The sequence below is a fragment of the Xanthomonas citri pv. citri genome (assembly GCF_000961215.1).
In the GTDB taxonomy this organism is placed as follows: Bacteria; Pseudomonadota; Gammaproteobacteria; order Xanthomonadales; family Xanthomonadaceae; genus Xanthomonas; species Xanthomonas cissicola.
Genome location: NZ_CP008998.1, coordinates 2,036,065 through 2,057,872, shown reverse-complemented (window position 1 = coordinate 2,057,872; position 21,808 = coordinate 2,036,065). Strand labels below are relative to the sequence as shown.

Here is a 21,808-nt window from a genome sequence, read left to right as displayed (position 1 = left end):
GATACGAGCACATGCCTTCCCTGCCCGCCTCTGCCGAGTCTCTTCTTCCGCCCACGCTCGACGAGTCCACCCGGCTCGAGGTGCTGCGCGGCCTGTGCCTGCTGGATTCGCCGCCAGACCCGGTGTTCGACACCGTGGCCGCGATGGCCGCGCGCAGCCTGGACGCGGAAATTGCGGTGGTCTCGCTGGTGGACGAGCACCGCCAGTGGTTCAAGGCGCGCATCGGCCTGGAAGCGCGCGAAACGCCGCGTAGCCAGGCGTTCTGCGCGCATGCGATCCGCTCGGACGAGGTGATGGTGGTGCCGGATGCGCAACTGGATCCGCGCTTCTGCGACAACCCGCTGGTGCTGGGCCCGCCGTTCATTCGCTTCTATGCCGGCGCACCGCTGAAGCTGCGCGACGGCCATCGCATCGGCACCTTGTGCGTGATCGGCACCAGTCCGCGCCCAGGGCTGGATCAAGCTGCGATCACGCAGCTGGAAGGCCTGCGCGACTTGGCCGTGCTGCGCGTGGAAAACCTGCGCAGTACCACCTACCGCGATGGTCCGACCGGGCTGCCCAATCGCTCGCGCTTTAGCGAAGACCTGGATACCTGGCTGTCGCAACGCGACACTGCGCCGGCGACCACGGCGGTGGCCATCGATGTCTGCGGCAGCGACTACTTCCGCGATATGGTCAAGGCGCTGGGCTGGGAATACGCAGACGGCTACATCGCCCTGGCGCAGCGTCGCCTTGCGGCCTATCTGCCCGGCGGCACCCTGCTGTATCGGCTGGACCCGACGACCTTCGGCTTCCTGGCCCAGGCGGAAGGCCAGCGTCTGGCCACGCTATGCACCAAGGTCTCCAAGGCGTTCACCGAGCCATTGGAACACCAGGGCATTCCGCATACCGCGGTGGCTTCGATCGGCGCGGTGTCGCTGCAGTCCAGCTACGGCGCCGCCGATACCATCCGCTCACTGACCACCGCGGTGGATATCGCGCGCGAGCGCTGCCTGCCGTGGAGCATGTACGAGCGCAAGCACGATGTCGCCCAGCGCAACACCTTCCGCCTGCTCGCCGCCCTGCCCGCTGCCCTGGACAGCTCCAGCCAACTGCGCCTGCACTTTCAACCGCGCGTGGATCTGCACGACCACCGCTGCGTAGGCGTGGAAGCCTTGCTGCGCTGGCAGCACCCGATGATCGGCCCAGTGATGCCGTCGGATTTCATTCCGATGGCCGAGAAAACTGCGCTGATCAACCGCATTACCGCCTGGGTCATCGACAACGGCATTGCGCAGGCAGCGCGCTGGCAGCAGCAAGGCCTGGACTTCAACCTGGCCTTGAACGTGTCGGCTGCCGATCTGGATCGCCCCGGTTTTGCCGGCCTGTTGCGGCGCGGCCTGGATCGTCACAAGCTGGACCCGCGCCGGCTGGAGATCGAATTCACCGAAAGCGCGATGATCCGCCACCCCGATCACCTGGCCGAACAACTGGCCGCCATTGCGGCGCTGGGCGTGCATATCGCCATCGACGACTTCGGCACCGGCTACAGCAATTTCAGCTATCTCAAGCAGCTGCCGGCCAGTTCGTTGAAGATCGATCAATCCTTCATCCGCTCGCTGCCGGACAGCCGAACCGATCGCACCCTGGTACCGGCGATGATCCAGCTTGGCCACAGTCTGGGCCAGCGCGTGGTCGCCGAAGGCATCGAATCGGCGGAGGCGTACGCGCAATTGCGCGCCTGGGGCTGCGACGAAGGCCAGGGCTACTGGATCGCCAAACCGATGCCGGCCGCCGCGCTGGAAACCTGGCTGGAAACGCCGTGGCACGAGCAACATGCCGCGCCGGTCAACCTGCTTGCCGCCAGCTTGGCCGCGGCGCGCGTCTAGGCGCAGCCAACAAACCAACCGCGTCCACCACTCGGTGGCGCGTGCGGTACTCGAGCGGCATCTCCCACGCGTGCGCAGTGGCTCCTGTGGGCCATCCAAACCCGCTTGACGAGGGCTGGCGCCTCCGAAACGGCAGGCTGTCAACGCAGCGCGGCGCGACACCAAGGTGCCACGCCGCGCTGCGTTTCAAGACATCGCTGCTTACCAGAACACGGTGTACAGCACGATCAGAATCGCGATCACGCCGGCGGCGCCGATCTTGAAGCCGAGCGTGGTGCCGTAGGCAACGTCGTTGGTACGGATCAGATCGCGTGCCTGCGTGGCAGGCGTCAGCAGCGACACCACCACCGCCAATACCAGCGCGGCAACGAACACCACACCGATGCGGTCCATGAACGGCAGTTCGGGCCAGGCGAACTTGAGCGCGAACGACAACACCACCGAGCCGATCGCCGCGGTCAGCGCGCCGGCTTCGTTGGCCCGCTTCCAGAACAGGCCAAGCATGAAGATCACCACCACGCCTGGGGTAAAGAAGCCGGTGAATTCCTGGATGAACTGAAAGCCCTGATCGAAGTTGCCCAGCAACGGCCGCGCAGTGAGGATGCCGATCAGCACCGAGGCGGCGGCCACGAGACGCCCCACGCGCACCAGCTGCTTCTGCTCGGTCTGCGGACGGAACTTGGCGTAGAAATCCAGGGTGAAGATCGTCGCCACCGAATTGATCTTCGAGGCCAGCGAGGCCACGATCGCCGCAACCAACGCGGCAAACACCAGGCCCAGGATGCCGGTCGGCAACAACTGCATCATGGTCGGGTAGGCCTGGTCGGGCTTGGCCAGATCCGGCGCCAGCACCACTGCGGCAATGCCCGGCACCACGATCACCAACGGCATCAGCAGCTTCAGGAACGCGGCGAACACCATGCCCTTTTGCGCCTCGCCGATGTTCTTGGCGGCCAGCGCGCGCTGGATGATGTACTGATTGAAACCCCAGTAACTGATGTTCATCACCCACAGCCCGCCGAGCAGCACGCTCAGGCCCGGCAGATCCTTGTAGAACGGGTTGTCCCTGGTCAGGATCATGTGGAAGTGATCGGGGTGCGCAGTCCACAGGTGCTGGAAGCCGGCCAGCACGCCGGCACCGTCGCCAATGCGCGCCAGGGTCAGCCCCGCCACCAGCAGGCCGCCCAGCACCAGCAGGGTGACCTGCACGATGTCGGTCAGCGCCACCGCCTTCAGCCCGCCGTACAGCTGGTAGACCAGCGCGAACACGCCGATCAACGCCAGCGCCAGGGTCTGGTCCATGCCGGTGACCTGGCTGACCGCGATCGATCCCAGCCACAGGATCGAGGTCAGGTTGACGAACACGTACAGCAGCAGCCAGAACACTGCCATCAGCGTGCGGATCCACGTGCCGTAACGCTGCTCCAAAAACTGCGGCATGGTGTAGATGCCGTTGCGCAGGAAGATCGGCAGGAAGAACTTGCCGACGATCAGCAGGGTCAGCGCCGCCATCCATTCGTAGGAGGCGATCGCCAGACCGATCGCATAGCCCGAACCGGCCATGCCAATGATCTGTTCGGCCGAAATGTTCGCAGCGATCAGCGATGCGCCGATCGCCCACCACGGCAGCGACTTGCTCGCCAGGAAATAATCCTCGGCGCTCTTGCTATGGCCTGCCTTCTCGCGCGAGACCCACTGCGCGAGCACGAAGATGCCGGCCAGATAGACCAGCACGATCACGATATCCAACGTCGCCAAACCCACTGCACTCTCCTGTCTGGCTTTGGGGTGTGCGTCGAACGCCAGACAGGCCTGCAGAATGCCGCCGCAACGCACAGCATGCGCCACGGCAACGCGGCGAACCGCAGCTGCAGGCCATCCCGGCCGATCGACGCACGCGTCCCGCGGCGGCTGATGACACCACCGATCAGGGTGGCCGCTGTACCGCGCCGCCAGCACTGGCGACGCAGCTGTTTGGTCTCATCCCCCAGGCGCGCACGCACGCCAGCTGGAATGCTGCTTACTTGACCGGGCAGTCGACGGTGACTTCGGCTTCGTTGAGCGCGCCCAGCGACACCCTGGACACCGACAGGTCCAGCGCGGCAGCGCTTTCGATGCTGGCGACCTGGGTCAGCTTGGTCACATCCGCGCCGGCCACTGCGAAGCACTTCAACGGCACGCCGACCACTTTCCACTGGCCTTGCGGCAGCGTAGCCAGGGTCTTCTGGACGTCGACACGACCACCGCACTTGTCGCCACAGCCCACGCCCAGCCACACCGGCGCGGTCACCGCGCTGTCGCGGCGCAGGGTCAGCTGCAACTGCACATCGCCGTTGCTTTCACGCGAGACGTCCACCGGCTTGGCGGACACCAGCAACACGCTGGAGGCGGTACTGCCCGACCACACCAGACGGCGCGCATCCTCCTGCGCCTTGTGGTCGACTGCGGTCATCTTCAGGCTGCCATCGGACAAGCCCACCGGCAGCGTGGTTGCCGGCATGTTGGCCTGGCCGGCGTTGGACAGCTGCATGGCGATGCCGAGCGCAGGCTTGCCGCGCACGAAGTACATCCCGCCTACCGACTGCTCGCCGGACACGCCGGATTCTTCCGGCAGTGCTGCCAGGTCGCCCTTGTCGGCGTAGGTCAGGCCGAAGCCGAACTTGAACTGCGGGTCGTAGTCCTTCTGGCCGACGTTATTGGCGAACTGCACGGCGGTCTTGGGCCAGGAGAAGCTGAGCTTGCCCTTGAAGTCGTTCTGCACCGACCCATCGGCCTTGCGCAGCAGCACATCGGCAATGCCCTCGCCTTCGGAGCCCGGCAACCAGGCAGCGACGAACGCGTCGGAGGCGTTGATGTACTGATTCATCCACAGCGGACGCCCGCTCAGGAACACCGCCACCACCGGGATGCCTTCGGCCTTGAGTTTCTTGATCAGGGCCAGTTCGCTTTCGTCGCCCGGCTTGTACAGCAGGGTGGCGATATCGCCCTGGAATTCGGCATACGGATTTTCGCCGAACACCACCACGGCCACGTCCGGCTTGGTCTTGTAGGCGCCATCCACGGCCAGCTCGGCGCTGCCGCCGGCGGCCTTGATCTGCTTGTCCAGGCCTTCCCAGATGGTGGTGCCGTTGGGGTAGTCGCTGCGCTTGGTGCCGGTGCCCTGCCAGTTCAGGGTCCAGCCGCCGGACTGCTTGCCCATGTCGTTGGCACCATCGCCGACCACCAGCACGCGTCTGGTCGGATTCAGCGGCAGGATGCCGGCCTGGTTCTTCAGCAGCACCAGCGACTCACGTACCGCCTGGCGGGCGATGGCACGGTGTTCCGGTGCGCCGAGCAATTCGTACTTGCCACCGAGTGGGCGCTTGGACGGCTTGCCGGCCTCGAACAGGCCCAGGCGCACCTTCACGCGCAGGATGCGGCGCACGGCATCGTCCAGACGCTCGGCCGAAATCTGGCCGGACTTCACCGCCGCCAGTTCGGTTTCGTAGATGCCCTTCCAGCTGTCGGCGGCCATCGCCATGTCGACACCGGCGATGAACGAGGCCGGGCAATTCTGGTTGGTGCAGCCCTTGACCTGGCCGTGGCCATTCCAGTCGCCGACCACGAATCCGCCGAAATTCATGCGGCCCTTGAGCACGTCGGTCAGCATGACCTTGTTGCCGTGCATCTTTTCGCCGTTGAAGCTGTTGAACGAGGCCATCACGCTCTGTGCGCCAGCGGCAATCGCAGGCGGATAACCGGCGGCGTGGATATCGCGCATGGTAGCTTCGGACACCTTGGTGTCGCCCTGGTCCTTGCCGTCGGTGGTGCCGCCGTCGCCGACGAAATGCTTCACCGACGAAATGACGTGGCTGCCGTCCAGGAACTGCGGCGTGCCCGGCACGCCCTGTACGCCTTCGACCATCTTGCCGGCAAAGCTGGCCACCACGTCCGGCGACTCGGAATAGCCTTCGTAGGTCCGGCCCCAGCGGTCGTCCTGCGGCACGGCCACGGTCGGCGCGAAGGTCCACTCCATGCCGGTGACGCGGGTTTCGGCAGCGGTGACTTCGCCGATCTTCTTGATCAGGTCCGGGTTGCGCGTTGCGCCCAGGCCGATGTTGTGCGGAAACAGCGTGGCACCGACGATGTTGCTCTGGCCGTGCACCGCATCGATGCCGAAGATGATCGGAATCGCGTTGCCGCCCTTGGAGGTGTCCATCGACGCCTCATAGAACGCGTCGGCCAGCTTCAACCATTCGGCCGGGCTGGCGTTGTACTTGCCGCCCGGATCGGAATTGCCGCCGGCCAGCACCGAGCCGATACGGTACTTGCGCACGTCGTCCGGGGTCATGCTGGCGATATCGCCCTGGATGGTCTGGGCAACCTTCTCTTCCACGCTCATCTTGGCCATCACATCGGTGATGCGCTGCTCCAGCGCCGCGTCCTGCGCGAATGGCCACTTCGGCGACGGCCACTGGTCCGGATGGATGGCGGTCGACGCCTCGGCAGGTGCGGCGGCCGGAGCCGCCTTGCTCGCCTCGGCAGCAGTGTCCTTGCCTTGGCAGGCGGCCAACATCAGCACCGCCGCAGCGGTGGCCAGGCAGAGGGCGCGACGCGCGACGGGCGCGGCGGTACGACGGAGCAGCTTGTCCAAGATTCGTTTCTCCAGGGTGGTTCTCCCACGGCGATGCGTTGCGCCGCAGGCCATTAGGCGGCGTACGCTTGCGTGATTCCCCTACCCTGTCAACAACGGCTGCCCGTATGCCGAATACCGGGCAACTTATTGGCCGCGGCTATAGCATTGGAATACCGGCAGCACCTGTGAAACCGCGCAAAACCACCTAATCCGCTGCCGCGTCTGACAGCGCGAGCAGATCCACTTTGCTGCATCGCACCACCTGCAGCTCAGGCTAGTGCGCAGTATCGGCATGTCGAGGGTCTCTGGCAGCGCTCGCTTGCCACGACACGTTCGAACGCAGGCCAACGGGTGAGCTTGCTGTCAAACAACTGTCATACCAGCGGCCTAGCGTGACCGGCTTGCCGATGCGCCATTGCCATCGTTGATCGTTGCCTTTGCCTGGAGTTTCGATGTCCCCCTCCCCCGACCCCTCCCGTCGTCGCCTGATGCAATTGCTGGCGGCCGTTCCCCTGTTGCCGCTCGGCAACGCCAGCGCTGCCGCCCTGCAACAGCTTGGCGGTGCGGCGTGGGCCGCGCGCCCACTGCGGCCATCGGAGAACCCGACCCGCCTGGTCTCGGCCACCTTCCACGGCATGCCGGCGCCGAGCCTGGCCGACCCGGCCGCAATGGCCACCACCACGGTCGGTTCGGCACTCAGCGTGACGCGCAGCGACGGCAGCACGCAGCGCTATGCGCTGGCCTACCACCCATTCTTCGTCACCGGCGACCAGTTGCCGGACGGCAACGGCGGCACCGTGCTGGCCGGCGGGTACTACGACATCCAGCATCGCCCGATCATCGACCGCTCCAAACCCGGTTCCGAACGTCCGTTCTTTTCCGATTGCCCGGACGGCTCCTCGTTATTGACCCTGCCCAATGCCAAGGTGCCAGGCGTCAAGGGCAACCACGTGTTCGCCGTGGTGCAGTTCGAATACACCACCCGCGACCTGGCCGGCAACGACACCAACCGTCACCTGCCTGCGCCGATCGCCGTGTTGACGCTGGATCAGGACCCGGCCACCGGCAAGCTGTCGCTGGTGAAGTACCACAATGTCGACACCGCACCGGTCCATGGGTTGTGGACCACCTGCGGCGCAAGCCTGTCGCCGTGGAATACCCACCTGTCCAGCGAAGAGTACGAGCCCGATGCCACGGCATTGGCCGGCAACACGCAGTTCCGCAGCTACAGCACGCATCTGTACGGCGATCCGAATAAAGCCAACCCGTACCACTACGGCCATCTGCCGGAAATCACCGTGCACCCGGACGGCACCGGCAGCGTGCGCAAGCATTACTGCCTGGGCCGCATCTCGCACGAGCTGGTGCAGGTCATGCCCGACCAACGCACCGTGCTGATGGGCGACGACGCGACCAACGGCGGGCTCTTCATGTTCATTGCCGACCGCAAGGCCGACCTCTCCGCCGGCACCCTGTATGTCGGCAAGTGGCACCAGACCTCGGGCTTCGGCCCGGGCGCGGCCACGCTGCGCTGGATCAAGCTTGGCCATGCCACCAGTGCCGAGATCCAGGCCATGGCCGACCGCCTCACCGCTGCCGACATCCTCGACGTGCACCTGAGCGACCCGGGCGATGCCTCGTTCACCAAGATCCCGTTCAACGGCACCTTCAACTGGATCCGCATCAAGCCCGGCATGGAGAAGGCCGCCACGTACCTGGAAACCCATCGCTATGCCGCGCTGGCCGGCGGCAGCCTGGGCTTCACCAAGCTCGAAGGCACCACTGTCAACGCGCACGACAAGGTCGCCTATATGGCGATGTCCTACATCGTCACCAGCATGCTCAACGGCTCGGGCGATGTGAAAGTCGAGGGTCCGGAAGCCGGCGCGGTGTATGCCTTGAACCTGCGCGGCGGCCAGCGCGACAGCCAAGGCGCCCCGATCCATAGCGACTGGGTGCCGATCGACATGGCCGCCCCGGCTGCCCTCACCGGACACAACCTGGCCAAAGCCGATGCGCTCGGCAATCTGGCCGACCCGGAACGGATCGCCAACCCGGACAACCTCAAGTTCTCCGAATCGCTGCGCACCTTGTTCATCGGCGAAGACAGCAGCCTGCACGTCAACAATTTCCTGTGGGCCTACAACGTGGACAGCGGCACGCTGACGCGCGTGCTGTCGGTGCCGGCGGGCGCCGAATCGACCGGCCTGCACGCGGTCGACGAGATCCACGGCTGGACCTATGTGATGAGCAACTTCCAGCATCCCGGCGACTGGGAGAGCCCGTTGCACGACACCGTCAAGGCCACGCTGGATCCGCTGGTCCGCGCCAACTACAAGGACCGCTTCGGTGGAGCGGTGGGTTATCTCACCGGCGACCCGGTGGCCGTGCAGTTGAGCAAGGCGTAAGCGCCGCCGTTTTGCGTTGCGGCGCTGCATGCCGCTACAGCCGACACGTGCAGCGAGGCATTCTGGCTGCTGTCGCATCCCGGTAGGAGCGCATCTGGGCGCGAGCAGCGTTGCCGGTATGGCCTGTCGCGCCCGGGTGCGCTCCCACGGGTGAGGCTGACCCGTGCAGCGTGGCGTTCTCGCTGCTGTCGCAAGGCCGGTAGGAGCGCACCTGGGCGCGAGCAGCGTTGCCGGTATGGCCTGTCGCGCCCGGGTGCGCTCCTACGGGTGAGGCTGACCCGTGCAGCGTGGCGTTCTCGCTGCTGTCGCAAGGCCGGTAGGAGCGCACCTGGGCGCGAGCAGCGTTGCCGGTATGGCCTGTCGCGCCCGGGTGCGCTCCCACGGGTGAGGCTGACCCGTGCAGCGTGGCGTTCTCGCTGCTGTCGCAAGGCCGGTAGGAGCGCACCTGGGCGCGAGGAGCGTTGCCCGGATGGCCTGTCGCGCCCGGGTGCGCTCCTACGCGTGAGGTCGATGGATGTCTGGCCGCGTCGGTGAGAATCAGATCAGACCGCACGCGCGGCTCAAGACTGCCGCAACTCCAGCGCCGCCATCACGATGGGTTTGGCCCAGTCAGGCACCTGCGCCAGCTCGTCCGGCGTCTGCGGGTAATGCAGGCCGCTGCGGTCCAGTTCCAGTACCAGCGTGGGCGATGCCTGACCCGCGGCGTCGGCCGGTGCGCTGTTGTCGTAGACATGCAGCACGGCCAGATGCGGCAGCAACGCAATCAGATTGGCACGCGAGGCATCGTAACGCTCGCGGATCTTGTGTTCGGGAATGGCATGACCGCCGGCCGCAACCCGCGCCGCCACGCGCTCGATGTGCAGATCCACCGTCGCCAACCCGCAAAACCAGACCGCTACCGTCTGTTGCGCGCTAGCCTCGCGCAGCAGGCGCGGAATGGTCGTCGCGCCCAGCGTGGTTTCGAAGGCGAAATCGCTGCCATCGGCCATGGCCTGGCGCAGCCGCCGTACGCCTTCCTGCCAGGCCTGCGCATTCGCCTCTGCAGCCGCCCAGCCCCGCTCCACCAGTTCCTTGGTGAAGGCATCAGGATTGAACCAGGTGGCGCCGTCCTCCAGCAGAAAACGACCCAGTAACGAACTCTTGCCCGCGCCATTGACGCCGGCCAGCACCAGAAGATGGCCCATCGCTTACAGCGACGGGCCCAGGGCGACCTTGCGGCCGCGGCGTGCCGGTGTGGCGATCGCCTTGGCCAGGCCCGCACCCTCAGTCGTCACCGCAAGATGCGCGTCGAACTTCGCCTGCAGTGCCTGCAGCGACTGCGCGCGCGCCGAGGTTGCGGCCGCCGCACTGGCCTGATTGACCAGGCGCCGATACTCCTCGGCATCCACCACCACCGCTTCGGGATGATTGTGGTTGGTGATCACCACTGCCCCGTGCGAGCGCACCTTGCGCATCAGGCTGGGCCAGCCCTTCACCTTGATGTCGGCAGCGGGGGATTTTTCGAGCTCGGGCAGATCCTGGAAGCGCGACATGGAGAAATCCGGGGCGGAGTGCTGGCGATCAGCCTACTCTCAAATTCCCAATTTAGGAAATTTGTCCATTTTGTCCAAACAATGCGGTCGACCATGCCGTCCAAAACAAAACGGGGCCCGCAGGCCCCGTTTTTTTAAGCGCGATGCGCAAATGCTCAGCCGCGCAACTTGTTCAGCAGCTCGCGCGTCACCGGGTCGGCCACATCGACCGATTCGCCTTTCAGCGCCGGCAGCAACTGGCTGGCCAGCTGCTTGCCCAGCTCCACGCCGAACTGGTCGAACGCATTGATGCCCCACATCACCGATTGCACGTAGACGCTGTGCTCGTACATCGAGATCAGCGCACCCAGCGCCTGCGGGGTGAGCGCATCGAGCAGGATCACCGTGCTCGGGCGGCCGCCCGGGTAGCTGCGGTGCGGGTCGCTGCTGTCCTGGCCGTTGGCCAGCGCCTCGGTCTGCGCCAGCACATTGGCCATCAGCGCAGTATGGTTTTCCGCGTACGGGTCGTCGTTGTGCACGGTGCCGATGAAATCGGCCGGCACCACGCTGGTGCCCTGATGCAGAGCCTGAAAGAAGCTGTGCTGCACATCGGTGCCGGCACCGCCCCACCACACCGACACGGTGTCGCTGTCCACCGCCGAGCCATCGAGCTTGACGCGCTTGCCCAGGCTCTCCATCACCAGCTGCTGCAGGTAAGCCGGCAGCAGTGCCAGGCGCTGGTCGTAGGTCATCACCGCGTGCGTGGCGCTACCGAGCAGGTTGCGGTTCCACACTGCCGTCAGGCCATGCAACACCGCAACGTTTTCTTCCAGCGGCGTGTTGAGCACATGCGCATCGAACTGCGCGGCGCCTTCCAGCAGTTGTTCGAAACGCTCGAAACCAATGGCCAATGCAATCGGGAAACCCACTGCCGACCACAGCGAGTAGCGCCCGCCCACCCAATCCCACATCGGCAGCACGCGGCCGGGTGCGATATCGAAGGCCTTGGCGGCACGCTCGGGGTTGGCACTGACTGCGTACAGCCGCTCGCTGCCACCGAGCCAGGCATGCAGGATGCTGCCGTTGAGCAGGGTTTCCTGGGTGCCGAAGGTCTTGGAGATCAGGATACCGGCGGTGCGTGCCGGGTCCAGCGTGGCCAGCGTGCGCTGCATCGCCGCGCCATCGACGTTGGAGACGAAATGCACGCGGAAACGCGCGCCCGACGGCGCCCGCAAGGCATCGGCCACCAGCCGCGGCCCCAGGTCCGAACCGCCGATGCCGACGCTGACGATATCGGTGACGTCGGTGGCTTCCAGCTGCTGGATCAGCGAGCCCATGCGTTGGCGGACTTCCTCGGCGGTGGCATACGCTTCGGAGGCCACCGGCGCATCGGTCAGGTCGCCACGCAATGCGGTGTGCAATGCAGCGCGCTGTTCGGTGACATTGACCTGCTCGCCACGGAACAGGCGCTGGAACGCGCCGGAAAGATCGCGCTCGCGCGCGATGGCGAACAGCGCATCGAGCGCGGCGCGGTCGTACTTTTGCCGCGCGAAGTTGAAATACAACGGACCGACTTGCCTGGCGTATTGCGTCGGCCGTTCCGGCTCGGCGGCAAGCAATGCGGGGATGGCAGCGCCGCGCAGGCGCTGGGCGTGGGCGTGAAGCGCGTCGAATCCGTTGGTCTGTGTCATGCGGCCTGGGTGGGGATGCTGTGGTTGGTGTGGGAGATCGCGTTGTGCGCGTTCACATATACCAGATTGGGCTTGAAGGTCTTGGCTTCGTCTTCGCTCATGCTGGCGAACGCCGCCACGATGATCAGATCGCCCACCTGCACGTGACGCGCCGCGCCACCGTTGAGCGACATGATGCCGCTGCCGTCTTCGGCGCGGATGGCATAGGTGCTGAAACGCGCACCGTTGGTGACGTCCCAGATATGGACCTGTTCGAACTCGCGGATGCCGGTCGCTTCCAGCAGCAGGCCGTCGATGGCGATCGAGCCTTCGTAGTTGAGCTCGGAGTGGGTGACGGTGGCGCGGTGGATCTTGGCTTTCAGCAGGGACAGATGCATGGACGCAGGCAACGACAAAAGGAAAGCCGGCATTTTAGCGGAAAGCGCCCGTCCCCACCGGTTTGCGCTGCGGCCGGTGGTGAGGGCTTCAGGCCTGCGCAGCGCGCGCAAACGCGCGCCCCGTTCGCTGGCGCTGCCGGACGGCTCCGACGGCGCGTCGGCCTGCTCAGAACTCCAGGTTGTCGATCAAGCGCGTGTTGCCCAACCGGGCCGCGATCAAGGCCACGCGCGCGCCGGCGTGGCTGTCGCCCGGCTCGCTGAGATCAGGCAGCCGCACCACCGCGTAATCGACCCGGAAACCGGCCTGTTCCAGCGTGTGGCTGGCCGCATCTTCCACCTGCGCACGCGGCGTGCCGGCGGCATAGCTGTCGCGCATCTGCAGCAGCACCTTGCGGATCGTGCTCGAGATCGGGCGATCTTCCGCCGACAGATACTGGTTGCGCGAGCTCATCGCCAGGCCATCGGCCTCGCGCACGATGCTGCCGCCCAAAATTTCGGTCGGAAACGCCAGGTCGGCCACCATCTGCCGGATCACCGCCAACTGCTGGTAATCCTTCTTGCCGAAGGCGGCCACGTCCGGCTGCACCTGGTTGAACAATCGCGCCACCACGGTGCACACGCCATCGAAATGCCCGGGCCGGCATTCGCCTTCCAGCACATCACTGACGCCGGGCGCGTGGATCGGTGTGGCCAGCGCGGTGCCGAGCGGGTACATGGTGTCCACGTCCGGCAGCCACAGCGCATCGCAACCGGCGTCTTCCAGGCCGCGCAGGTCGGCCTCGGGCGTGCGCGGGTAGCGCGCAAAATCTTCATTCGGGCCGAACTGGGTCGGGTTGACGAACACGCTGGACACTACGCGGTCGGCGTACTGGCGCGCCAGCATCACCAACGAATAATGCCCGGCGTGCAGGTTGCCCATGGTAGGCACCAGCGCCACACGCAAGCCCTCGCGCTTCCAGCCATTGACCAGGGCGCGCAGTGCGGAAAGATCGGTCAGGGTCTGGATCATGCGGCGTACGCGTGCTCTGCATCGGGAAAACTGCCGTCGCGCACCGCCTGTGCATAGGCGCGCACCGCGCCGGCAACCGAGCCGCCTTCGGCCAGGAAATCCTTGACGAACTTGGGCCGGCGGTGGCCACTGTCCAGCCCGAGCATGTCGTGCATCACCAGCACCTGGCCGTCGCAACCGGGGCCGGCACCGATGCCGATGGTGGGCACGCTGAGCTCGGCACTAATCTGCGTGGCGATCGGCGTCGGCACGCATTCCAGCACCAACAGGCTGGCACCGGCGTCGACCACGGCCTGTGCGTCACGACGCAGCTGCTCGCCAGCCTCGCCGCGCCCCTGCACCTTGTAGCCACCGAACCGCAGCACCGATTGCGGGGTCAGGCCCAGGTGCGAGCAGACCGGGATCTCGCGCTCGACCAGGTAACGGATGACCTCCAGCTTGTGCCCGGCGCCTTCGATCTTGACCATCTCCGCGCCAGCCTGCAGCAGCTGGGTGGCGGCGTCCAATGCACGCTCAGGCGTGGCGTCGGCCTGGAACGACAGGTCCGCCACCAGCAAGGCGCGATCGAGCGCACGGGCAACCGAAGCCGTGTGGTAGACCATGTCGGCGGTGGTCACCGGCAAGGTGGAATCGTGCCCCTGCACCACCATGCCGAGCGAATCGCCGACCAGGATCAGGTCCACGCCATTGGCGTCGAAGGTGCGCGCGAAACCGGCGTCGTACGCGGTCAACATGACCAGTTTTCGACCCTCGCGCTTGGCCTGCGCCAAGGCGGGCACGGTCCAGGGCTTGCTGTCGGCGTGGCTGCTCATGAAGTCATTACGTGGGGTGATAAGCCGGCCATTATCTACCCAATCGGCTCCAGCCCGCAGGTATCGATGGCGTGCAGGGCGCGCCGCACTGTTCCATGCCCCGGAATGATCGCCTCCGGCGCCAGCTCCGACAGCGGCAGCAGGGCGAAGGCGCGCGCGTGCAGATGCGGATGCGGCACCTGCAGCTGCGGCAGGTCGATCACCTGATCGGCGTACAGCAGCAGGTCCAGGTCGAGCGTACGCGGGCCCCAGCGCTCGCCGGCGCGACGCTCGCGGCCGAACGCCTGTTCGATGCCGAGCAAGGCCTCCAGCAGCGGCAGCGGCGCAAGCTCGGTACGCAGCTGGGCCACGGCATTGATGAAGTCGGGCTGGTCTTCGCGGCCCCAGGCCGGCGTGCGATACAAGCGCGATGCGGCGATCAGCGTGGTTTGCGGCACGGCGCCCAGCGCGGCGATGGCCGCGCGCACGCTGGCCTCGGCCGGGCCCAGGTTGGCACCCAGGCCGACAAAGGCGGTCTGCATGCCCTACTCGCCGGCCGGTGCGCCGGTCCGACGGCGGCGTCGGCGACGCTTGCGCGGTGCGCCCTCATCGCTCTCGTGGTCGGCCTGCGCCGATTCGATCGCATCCACCAGCTCCTGGCCGGACGACTTCTGCGCCTCGCGCCAGAACTCCACATCGGCGGCGTGATCGGGCGACGCGAACTGACGCAACACCAGGAAATCGAATGCCGCGCGGAAGCGCGGATGCGACAAGGTGCGGAATACCCGCTTGCGCTGACGCGAGGAGAAACGCGTCTGCAGCAACCAGATTTCCTGCATCGGCAGAGAGAAACGGCGCGGCAACGCGACGCGCTCCAACTGATGCAAGGTGACGCGATCGGCCGCGCGGCGCTGCGCATCCTCCGGTTGCACACCTTGCGCCTGCAGCCCCATCAAGGTGCGGCAGAACGCAGGCCACAGCAGCAACGCAAACAGGAAGGCCGGCGACACTGGCTCGTCGTTGGCCACGCGTGCATCGGTATTGCGCAGGCCTTCCAGCACCATCGCGCGCAACGCACCACTGCGGTTGGACTTCAATGCCGCCGCGCTTTCCGGGAACAGCGCACCGAGCAGGCCGTAACGCTCCAGGCCTTCGAAGCTGGCCACACCATGCCCGGACAGGAACAGCTTGAGAATTTCTTCGAACAACCGCGCAGGCGCAGCTTCGGACAGCAGCCCGGCCAGACGCGGAATGGGTTCGGCGGTTCCGGCTTCGATGTCGAAATTCAACTTGGCAGCCAGACGCACCGCGCGCAGCATGCGCACCGGGTCTTCCTGGTAACGCAACTGCGGGTCGCCGATCAACTTCATCAGGCGCGCCTGCACGTCTTCGAAGCCACCGCAGTAATCGCGTACCGAGAAATCCTCGATGGCGTAATACAAGGCATTGCAGGTGAAGTCGCGGCGGATCGCATCGTCTTCGATGGTGCCGTAGACGTTGTCGCGCACCAGCCGGCCGTTATCGAGTTCGCGGTCGCCGCTGCCATCGTCGACATTGGCGCGGAAGGTGGCCACTTCGATGATTTCGCGACCGAACACCACATGTGCCAGACGGAAACGGCGGCCGATCAGGCGACAGTTGCGGAACAGCGCCTTGACCTCTTCCGGCGTCGCGTCGGTGGCCACGTCGAAATCCTTCGGGTGGCCGCCAACCAGCAGGTCGCGGACCGCACCGCCGACCAGATAGGCACCAAAGCCCGATTCGCGCAGGCGGTACAACACGCGTAACGCGTTGGGGCTGATGTCCTTGCGCGAGATGGTGTGCTGGTCGCGTGGAATGACGCGCAGCGTGAACGGAGATGTAACTGAGGGTTCGATGATGGCGCTTCCGTCTTGTGTTGCAGGATTGCCCAACGGCTATTACCTCACTATACTAGCGCGCCGCACAAGACGTGACAAAAGCGCTCCCTTCGTCTAATGGTTAGGACGTGGCCCTCTCAAGGCTAAAACAGGGGTTCGAGTCCCCTAGGGAGCACCACGATGCGCCTCACTGCAAAACGCCAGAGCCCCGCATTGCGGGGCTTTTGCGTTGTAGCGCAGGCATGCGCACATGCGTTGGTCTGTGTGGCATCGGGCAGGCCGCAACCATCTCCGTCTCACATCCTGGCCTGGTCAGGACCGCCGGGCCCAGGAAGTAGTCGAGGTTGGTTGCCGCCCACACGGCGCCGGATTCCATCTCACGCCCGCGACGCGGCAGCGCTTTATCGGGATGCGATACGGCCATGCCCTCACCTGGCCGCAGACAAACGCATGCAGATTCGCAGGCATCGCACGGCAAGCGTTCGACGATGTGTCGATCTCAGGAACGCGGCTCAGATCAGCCACACCAGCACAAGGAGAACGGACCTCATCGCGGCGCGCTCGGCGGTGCGCATTCGCTGCGCGGCGACGTGAGTCGACGTGTTGTGTCTGTGCACCATGCGTGCCGACCGCCTTGGGAATTTGCAGTGCATCGCGTCTGCTCACATGGTTGTCGGGCCAAGCACCGCGTCGTCGCTGCCGGTTTCGGCGACGGCGTCGTGGGCATGCAGGCTTTCCAGATGGCGTACCGCTACATGAAAGGCCGCGTAGTGCTCTGCCAGCGGCTTGCGCAGGCGTCGCGCCGCATCTTCGACACACATCAGGTTTGCGCCATTCAGGCGCGCAAATGCCTGTTCGTCTGGTCGCCGCACTGCTGCCTGCACCGGCGTCGCCAACGCCTGCTCGCACAGACCGACCAGTTGCTGGATGGCCAAGCGCTGCGCATCGGCGGGCAGCTCGACGCGTACCTGCGCCACGCTGCGTTGGCTATGCGGCGTGGCGTAGGTACCGTGGTCCTGCAGCCATTGCACAACATCGCGCAGCGGCAGCGTATCGCGCCCGGCATGTTGCTGCACGAATGCATCGCTCAGCAGCTGCCGCGACAAGGCTGCCGAACAGGGGCAGGTGGAGGCGTACAACACCTCGATCTGGAGCTGGATCGTGGTGCGCCCTGCCCTGCATTGCGCGGCGATGTGCACCGGATAGGCACGCCAGCCACTCAGTCCCTCACTGCGCAATGCCGGCGTGCGTAACATCAGTTCGAAGCTGAGCGTCAGCCGAGCGGCGCGGCTCGCGCAATCGGCATGGCTGTCGATCAGCGCCTGCAATAACTGCGAGAGCATGGCCGGCGACAATGGCTGCTGCAGATGCGTATCCAGCAGGCGGTACAGCCGCGACATGTGGATGCCTTTCAGCTCTGCCCGCGGCAGGTCGACCTGCACGCTGGCGCGCGCGGCAAGCTGGCTGCTACCGGTCTCCAACTGCACGGGAATGGCGATGTCCTGCATGCCCACCCATCGCAGGGGCGCGCTCAGCGTTGATGGTTCGGTCACAGCAACATCGGGAAGCGTAGGGGACATCGGGGTCTCGTCGAAGATAAAGGTGACGACCGCGCCTCAGGCGCGGCCAGGAAACGCAGCGAAGTAATCGTCGATTCCCGCATGCAATGTCTGCGCGAGTTCGTCCTGATGCGTATCGCTGCACAGGCGGCTGCAATCGTCGCGATTGCTCATGAAGCCGGTTTCTACCAGCAGCGACGGAATGTCCGGCGACTTCAACACCGCAAAACCGGCCTGCCCCACCTGGTTTTGATGCAGGCGCGTCACCTGCTGCAGGCGCTCCAACATCAACGTGCCGAATGCCAGGCTGCTGGCGATGGTGCCGCTCAGCGACAGATCGGCCAGCACCTGCGACAACACCGGATTGCTCGGCACCCGCAGCCGGCGCGCGATATCGCCCATGTCGTCGGCAGCGTTTTCGCTATCGGCGATCCAGCGCGCCAGCGCAGAGCTGGCGCCAGTCTGCGACAGCGCAAAGACCGAGGCGCCGCGCGCTTGGCGCGTTGGTGCGGCATCGGCATGGATGGAGACGAACAGGTCCGCATTGTGGCGATGCGCGATCAACACGCGCTCGTGCAACGGCACGAAGCGGTCATCGCTGCGGATCATGGTCGGCCGGTAGCGCGCATCGGCCGCCAGGCGTCGATGCAGCCGCCCGGCGACCGCCATGGCGACATGTTTTTCGTAACGCGCATCGACACTGACCGCCCCCGGATCCTTGCCGCCGTGGCCGGCATCGATCGCAACCACGTAGGGGCGCAGGCGTGAGCGGGTCGGCTCCGTCGGCGCTGCCGCTGCAGCGGCGTCGCTCGTGGACAACGCGACGCTGCCAGCGGCGGCAAGCTCCAGCACTAGCGCGCCACCTTCCCAGTGCATGTTGGTCGAACATGGCTGCTGGAGGTCGAGCACGACGCGCAGACCATCCAGATGTGGCGCGCTGCGTATGCGGGCCACCGCAGCACCGGCAGGCATCGGATCGATGCGCGGCGACTGCGAAGACACGCCAGAGAGGTCGATGACCACCCGCTCGGGATCGGTCAACCGGAAACTGCGATAGGCAACCTGTGCGCCCAGTTCCAGCCGAAGGCGCAGCGACTGGCCCTGCTGCTGCACGCTGCATCCCCGCAGGACGGGAAGTCCTTGTGCAGCCCCCAACGCCGGCAAAAGCATCACCGCGGCAGCGCCTCCCTGTAGTAGTTGACGGCGCTTCATGCCTGCACCTCAAAACCCAAGCAGTCGACGCGACACAGCAGACGGCAGCACCGACTGCGGCGCGATTCCAGACAGCACATCCAACACAAGGGGAGGCAGGACACGGGAGGCAAGACTGCGCGGCGGCGGACAAGTGTTATAAAGTAACATCAATTCAGCGAAAGCAAATTGTCATTTTTCGCCCTGCGCTGCCGCGTTCATCTCCTCGTCCCAAAGCCGCCCATGTCCCAGCATTTCCCTGAGAGCTATGCCGCCTGGCATCACTGCATCGAGGTCGACTGCGCCTCCCCCTGACAACGGCCTTCATCGCCCAGCGTCTCGCCGCACTCCATGACCCTGCCGATCACCCCACCCAACAGTTTCTGCGTCACTGGGGGGGCCAGCGCATCACCGGCAGGTAATTGGGTAGTTTGAGCGTGCCGGCAACGAGTTGATGCCAAGCCGCGAGTTGGAGCCCCCTCCACACTGAGGAAGACAGGCCCAGAGGCGACCAATAACGCGTTAAATCGATCGAGTAATCAATGCCTTACCGACTAGGCATTACTCGCCGATTTTGGTGACAAACAATCAACAAAAATTCTTCGCCAGCACGTACCGTACAAGGGCCTGAATCGCAGGCGGACTTGCCCCTCGCAGGGGAAGGCAAATCATGAAAAACATAGCTAATTCGCTTAAGGGTCTTTGTTTAATCGCCGGACTCTTCGCATCGAGCGCGGCACTGGCTGACTGCTGTCCCAGTGGTGGCGTCGGCGCACCTGCAATCGGGCTCGGCGATAGCAATCCCAAAGCAGCCAACCTCGCCATGGACTCCTCGCTTGCCATCTATGAGTTCCATCGTGATGGCGTGACATACTTGCAAATCAACGATATAACCGGCGTAGTCCATGCTGTTGTTGCCAGAGTGGATGACGCGTTGTGGACTCTACCAATGGGGAAGGACGTGGACCGCGTTGTGTTGCCTAAGGAAAATAAAATTTCCTCAGATGCACGCTTGAACGAGCCGACTGGAAGCGATGCAACCAAGCGCAACCAAGCGCAACTTGTCTATAAGACAAGAAATTTCACAGTGCTCACATGGCGCGAAGCAGCCGGGGATCAGTGGATCGTGTCTCCCTGACCTGCATGGGGTTTGCCTCAGTAACCAGGAATGTCAAAACTAATGCATGGCGGCGATGAAACATGCCGCCATGCGCTTTCAATCTTGCTTTTAGCTCAGCTTCGACGTCATTCAAGTCGCGCCGAGCCGCTTCAGCCGATGAGGAATCAGCAATAACACGCACCGCGACACCACGAGTCTCCCTTGCTGCCCATGCACGCACCTGGATAAAGTGCCTGCCCGCTGGAGGCAAAATCTCGACGCAATTGAGAACGCAGCGATAGGCGCTCAGCTGCATCTCCAAAGACAAGTTACGACAGTTGCCGCGAAACACACACTCGAACTGAGAACCGCAGAAGCGCTCAAGCGCCGGCGAACGTAACGCTTGATACAAGCCATGGGTTTCTATTTCAAGCGGATACAGCGCGGCGACGTATTGCTGCAGTAGTTGCGATTCGATGACGCTCACTCGTGTCATCTCCATTGCAACCGAATGCTGCCCTTTTGCCCTTAAATCGGCCACCACATCTTTGCGCATTCTATTGATCTGCACATTGATGTCGGTGTATTCAAGCACACGATTTCGAAGCAAGCGCTCGGCGCTGGCGTAGCTTTTACGGGCAAATTCATAGACATCAGTGTTGGACTGATTCGATCTACTGTGGGGAACAGGCTCACGCAGACGAGCATCGAAGATAAACAGAAGCGTCGTTACAACTGCATAGAGCAGTTGGAAATTAAAAACATTTTGATCGAAAAACCCGACCTGATACACCTTGGGCATTGAGAACTCAATCGAAAAACTCGCCAGCAGCGCCCCTAAAGCAGTCCCTTTCCACCCATGCCTAAAAGTCAGTATAGCCATCGGCACGAGCATCGCAACCATCAAAACGTTTCGAATCGATGGATCATTCAAAACGCCAAGAATGAAGAACAGACCGAGGATCACAACCACGGCGATGGCAACATCCCGCGGAAAACTGGAGCGCACCGGACCGGCATTCCAATTGGCCCACAACATCACCGGCAACAACAGGGTAATCACGCCGAGATAGCTGCCCGCCCCATATCGCAACATCAGGTCGATGACAGGATAAATTTGCGGCCCACCAAGCAACCCATTCAACAGCAGACTGCACAACGCATTCCAAAGTGCTAGCGCGAGAGCAGCGGGGATGAGCCATTGCTCCCTCTTGACAATGTAAGGAGCACGGTAACGCAGCACTCCAATCGCACAGGCGATCAAGGGCGCATGCAATAGAGGGCTCAAGTACGACCAGAGCGGACTGAACCCCTGCAGCTCGCCCAGAGGAATTCGCAGGAAAAGCATCGCAGCAGCGTCCCCTACCAACAGAAACGGCCACTCTCGATAAGGTCGATAAAGCAAAGTGACAACCCGCAGTCCAACTGGCAGGTACCACTGGTCAAGGGAAAAACGCCAAAGCATCAAAAATACCAAGCAGTAGCACACGCTGATCAGCATGCCCCTGACAAGCTCTTTCGCTACCGCCATACCACCACTCCTTGGTTCCACGATGCATCCTAGTCTGGAGGGAACTGCCGGATGGAGTATAGCGATGGCGCACACATTGCGATAAAGGCTGCAGGTTTGGCTTGCAGCATGTGCGTTTAACGACGCGCATTGCACTTTGCTGGTGCATTTGCTTCATCCGTTGATGCACGATGCGGTCGAGGGCGGCCGGTAAGTGCTGGATTGGCCTTCCCTTGCCGAAGTACGACAAGCATGCAATGCAATCAAGGGTAGCCTCGGTTACATGAGTCGGCTTGCTGATGACGCTCAAATCCGCGGAC

16 protein-coding genes, 1 tRNA gene and 1 pseudogene are annotated in these 21,808 nt (G+C 64.2%); 5 read left to right on the top strand and 13 right to left on the bottom strand.

Features of this window, described 5'->3' with window-relative positions; all coding sequences use genetic code 11:
- Positions 1-11 precede the first annotated feature (11 nt).
- Positions 12-1,868 carry a putative bifunctional diguanylate cyclase/phosphodiesterase gene (locus AMD14_RS09590; RefSeq protein WP_011051145.1) on the top strand — a complete coding sequence of 619 codons (1,857 nt, stop codon included), beginning with the start codon at positions 12-14 and terminating at the stop codon, positions 1,866-1,868.
- A 201-nt stretch (positions 1,869-2,069) separates the two neighbouring features.
- Here AMD14_RS09590 and AMD14_RS09585 read toward each other — a convergent pair whose 3' ends face one another.
- Together AMD14_RS09585 and AMD14_RS09580 are read right to left on the bottom strand one after the other, a co-directional pair.
- The gene (locus AMD14_RS09585; protein ID WP_011051144.1) at positions 2,070-3,632 is read right to left on the bottom strand and encodes a sodium/sugar symporter; all 1,563 of its coding nucleotides are present in this window, start codon (positions 3,630-3,632) and stop codon (positions 2,070-2,072) included.
- Positions 3,633-3,888: 256 nt separating this feature from the next.
- A complete protein-coding gene (locus tag AMD14_RS09580) occupies positions 3,889-6,501 on the bottom strand; it encodes a glycoside hydrolase family 3 protein (protein ID WP_011051143.1) in 2,613 nt (870 codons plus the stop codon).
- Between the two features lie 434 nt (positions 6,502-6,935).
- Here AMD14_RS09580 and AMD14_RS09575 point away from each other — a divergent pair, with 434 nt between their 5' ends.
- Positions 6,936-8,891, top strand: a complete 1,956-nt coding sequence (locus AMD14_RS09575; protein WP_015463094.1) for a PhoX family protein — start codon at positions 6,936-6,938, stop codon at positions 8,889-8,891.
- 560 nt (positions 8,892-9,451) lie between these two features.
- On the opposite strand, the gene AMD14_RS09570 is transcribed toward AMD14_RS09575, so the two are convergent.
- From AMD14_RS09570 to pcnB, 8 genes are all read right to left on the bottom strand, one after another.
- A complete protein-coding gene (locus AMD14_RS09570; RefSeq protein ID WP_005924427.1) occupies positions 9,452-10,075 on the bottom strand; it encodes an ATPase in 624 nt (207 codons plus the stop codon).
- A 3-nt stretch (positions 10,076-10,078) separates the two neighbouring features.
- Positions 10,079-10,423: a type II toxin-antitoxin system prevent-host-death family antitoxin gene (locus AMD14_RS09565; protein ID WP_005916242.1), complete on the bottom strand. Its 345-nt coding sequence runs from the start codon at positions 10,421-10,423 to the stop codon at positions 10,079-10,081.
- Between the two features lie 155 nt (positions 10,424-10,578).
- Positions 10,579-12,093 carry a glucose-6-phosphate isomerase gene (pgi, locus tag AMD14_RS09560; protein ID WP_011051139.1) on the bottom strand — a complete coding sequence of 505 codons (1,515 nt, stop codon included), beginning with the start codon at positions 12,091-12,093 and terminating at the stop codon, positions 10,579-10,581.
- Positions 12,090-12,470, bottom strand: coding sequence for an aspartate 1-decarboxylase (panD, locus tag AMD14_RS09555; RefSeq protein ID WP_003481969.1), 381 nt, complete (start codon positions 12,468-12,470; stop codon positions 12,090-12,092). Before panD ends, pgi begins: the two co-directional genes overlap by 4 nt.
- A 166-nt stretch (positions 12,471-12,636) precedes the next feature.
- Positions 12,637-13,479: a pantoate--beta-alanine ligase gene (gene panC / locus AMD14_RS09550; protein WP_015463092.1), complete on the bottom strand. Its 843-nt coding sequence runs from the start codon at positions 13,477-13,479 to the stop codon at positions 12,637-12,639.
- On the bottom strand, positions 13,476-14,291 hold the full coding sequence (gene panB, locus AMD14_RS09545; protein WP_005923398.1) for a 3-methyl-2-oxobutanoate hydroxymethyltransferase: 816 nt from the start codon (positions 14,289-14,291) through the stop codon (positions 13,476-13,478). Before panB ends, panC begins: the two co-directional genes overlap by 4 nt.
- Positions 14,292-14,326: 35 nt before the next feature.
- Positions 14,327-14,812, bottom strand: coding sequence for a 2-amino-4-hydroxy-6-hydroxymethyldihydropteridine diphosphokinase (gene folK / locus AMD14_RS09540; RefSeq protein WP_003481958.1), 486 nt, complete (start codon positions 14,810-14,812; stop codon positions 14,327-14,329).
- Positions 14,813-14,815: 3 nt separating this feature from the next.
- Positions 14,816-16,183 (bottom strand): polynucleotide adenylyltransferase PcnB, encoded by a 1,368-nt coding sequence (gene pcnB / locus AMD14_RS09535; protein WP_003481956.1) that lies wholly within the window; start codon positions 16,181-16,183, stop codon positions 14,816-14,818.
- A gap of 49 nt (positions 16,184-16,232) precedes the next feature.
- Between pcnB and AMD14_RS09530 the strand changes: the two genes are divergently transcribed.
- Positions 16,233-16,307, top strand: a tRNA-Glu gene (locus tag AMD14_RS09530).
- A 484-nt stretch (positions 16,308-16,791) separates the two neighbouring features.
- On the opposite strand, the gene folE2 is transcribed toward AMD14_RS09530, so the two are convergent.
- Positions 16,792-17,709: a GTP cyclohydrolase FolE2 gene (gene folE2 / locus AMD14_RS09525; protein ID WP_011051138.1), complete on the bottom strand. Its 918-nt coding sequence runs from the start codon at positions 17,707-17,709 to the stop codon at positions 16,792-16,794.
- Between the two features lie 36 nt (positions 17,710-17,745).
- On the bottom strand, positions 17,746-18,900 hold the full coding sequence (locus AMD14_RS09520) for an N-acetylmuramoyl-L-alanine amidase (RefSeq protein WP_011051137.1): 1,155 nt from the start codon (positions 18,898-18,900) through the stop codon (positions 17,746-17,748).
- Positions 18,901-19,122: 222 nt separating this feature from the next.
- On the opposite strand from AMD14_RS09520, the pseudogene AMD14_RS25020 reads away from it, so the two are divergent.
- Together AMD14_RS25020 and AMD14_RS23175 are read left to right on the top strand one after the other, a co-directional pair.
- Positions 19,123-19,309 (top strand): annotated as a pseudogene (locus tag AMD14_RS25020) (hypothetical protein).
- A 240-nt stretch (positions 19,310-19,549) separates the two neighbouring features.
- A complete protein-coding gene (locus AMD14_RS23175) occupies positions 19,550-20,017 on the top strand; it encodes a hypothetical protein (protein WP_011051136.1) in 468 nt (155 codons plus the stop codon).
- Here AMD14_RS23175 and AMD14_RS09515 read toward each other — a convergent pair.
- Positions 19,971-21,509 (bottom strand): MASE1 domain-containing protein, encoded by a 1,539-nt coding sequence (locus AMD14_RS09515; protein ID WP_011051135.1) that lies wholly within the window; start codon positions 21,507-21,509, stop codon positions 19,971-19,973. The two genes, AMD14_RS23175 and AMD14_RS09515, sit on opposite strands and share 47 nt — an antisense overlap.
- Positions 21,510-21,808 lie beyond the last annotated feature (299 nt).

Coding starts and splice junctions, on each gene's coding strand:
- AMD14_RS09575 (WP_015463094.1), top strand. CDS start 6,936: ATGTCCCCCTCCCCCGACCCCTCCCGTCGTCGCCTGATGCAATTGCTG.
- AMD14_RS09570 (WP_005924427.1), bottom strand. CDS start 10,075: ATGGGCCATCTTCTGGTGCTGGCCGGCGTCAATGGCGCGGGCAAGAGT.
- AMD14_RS09520 (WP_011051137.1), bottom strand. CDS start 18,900: ATGAAGCGCCGTCAACTACTACAGGGAGGCGCTGCCGCGGTGATGCTT.
- folE2 (WP_011051138.1), bottom strand. CDS start 17,709: ATGTCCCCTACGCTTCCCGATGTTGCTGTGACCGAACCATCAACGCTG.
- panC (WP_015463092.1), bottom strand. CDS start 13,479: ATGATCCAGACCCTGACCGATCTTTCCGCACTGCGCGCCCTGGTCAAT.
- panB (WP_005923398.1), bottom strand. CDS start 14,291: ATGAGCAGCCACGCCGACAGCAAGCCCTGGACCGTGCCCGCCTTGGCG.
- panD (WP_003481969.1), bottom strand. CDS start 12,470: ATGCATCTGTCCCTGCTGAAAGCCAAGATCCACCGCGCCACCGTCACC.
- AMD14_RS09590 (WP_011051145.1), top strand. CDS start 12: ATGCCTTCCCTGCCCGCCTCTGCCGAGTCTCTTCTTCCGCCCACGCTC.
- folK (WP_003481958.1), bottom strand. CDS start 14,812: ATGCAGACCGCCTTTGTCGGCCTGGGTGCCAACCTGGGCCCGGCCGAG.
- AMD14_RS09565 (WP_005916242.1), bottom strand. CDS start 10,423: ATGTCGCGCTTCCAGGATCTGCCCGAGCTCGAAAAATCCCCCGCTGCC.
- AMD14_RS23175 (WP_011051136.1), top strand. CDS start 19,550: ATGAAAAACATAGCTAATTCGCTTAAGGGTCTTTGTTTAATCGCCGGA.
- pgi (WP_011051139.1), bottom strand. CDS start 12,093: ATGACACAGACCAACGGATTCGACGCGCTTCACGCCCACGCCCAGCGC.
- AMD14_RS09515 (WP_011051135.1), bottom strand. CDS start 21,509: ATGGCGGTAGCGAAAGAGCTTGTCAGGGGCATGCTGATCAGCGTGTGC.